Source organism: Mariprofundus micogutta, from assembly GCF_001895085.1.
GTDB lineage: Bacteria > Pseudomonadota > Zetaproteobacteria > Mariprofundales > Mariprofundaceae > Mariprofundus > Mariprofundus micogutta.
Window position 1 is genome coordinate 1 of sequence record NZ_BDFD01000056.1, and the last position, 1,034, is coordinate 1,034.

The 1,034-nt window shown below is 42.1% G+C and carries 2 protein-coding genes; both read right to left on the bottom strand.

Annotated elements, in window-relative coordinates:
- Nucleotides 1-290 precede the first annotated feature (290 nt).
- Complete coding sequence (locus tag MMIC_RS12950; protein WP_307158105.1) at nt 291-395, bottom strand: hypothetical protein; 105 nt, start codon at nt 393-395, stop codon at nt 291-293.
- A gap of 40 nt (nt 396-435) precedes the next feature.
- A complete protein-coding gene (locus MMIC_RS13000; protein WP_072660781.1) occupies nt 436-639 on the bottom strand; it encodes a helix-turn-helix domain-containing protein in 204 nt (67 codons plus the stop codon).
- Between the last annotated feature and the right edge of the window lie 395 nt (nt 640-1,034).

A 1,034-nucleotide genomic window follows, 5' to 3' on the forward strand; every position in this document is an offset into this window, starting at 1 on the left:
ATCATTGTGACATTATAGAGACCGGAAATGAGAGCTGGAGATTCAAAAATAGAGCATGATTTAAACAGACTTTAGGGGGGTCAAAATTGGACGCTGATGGGGGGTCAATTTTGGGTGCTGATTGACACTTGTATCCAGTCCCAAAATATTCAGACGTTTTTTTACTGCCGAAAAATCACCAGGGGCAAGACTGTTGATAGCCGAAATCGCCAGACGATCACTGTCATCTGGTTTCCGACACACTCCTTGCGAAGCATTGCCCATGCCTGATCGGGATTGAGGTAATCAAATTACACCTTGATGGCGAAACGACGCAGACTGGCCTGATCAAGGTCATCCATAAGGTTGGTTGAACAGATAAGCAGACCATCAAAATTTTCCATCTGTACCAGCAGTTCGTTGACCTATCATATAATATTTATTCTAGTTCAAGAGTTAATCTTTTGTTAGTTCAAGTATGTCGCCAACTTTACAGTTGAAATACATACACAGTTTCTCCAGTGCCTCTAAATCAACCCGCTTAGCCTTTTCATGAAATAATAGAGTAATCGTATTTCTGTTTAATCCGGTCGCATCAGCCAGATCCGTAATATTTATGCGATGTTCACCCATTAGTCTAGACAAGTGACATTTTACCATAACTCCCTCCAGAATTGTACCGTACATGTCAGTGTGTCACTCAAGATATCATCATTTCATTTTAAATGAAACATTTCCATTGACAATGTCATCTAGAATGTCATAATTACACCTACCGTGGCACTTCGCCATTCTGGATGGAAAAATGAAAAGAAATATAATTGAAACAAGCAACATTAAAATTCAGCAAGGTACAGATAGGCATCTGATAACCTGCTTCCCGCCTAATGCTAATAATGCGGAGGGAGCAAATGCCTGAGAAAAGTAATCACTGCTGTCCGGTTAAGCATTGAGCAGTGCCATCTGGCGAGGATTCACGGTCGGTTTTCGCTTTGGAGGCGGTGAGCTTCCTCCCAGCAATTCGGCGATATTCCTTCGCTGCATGAGGTTGACCG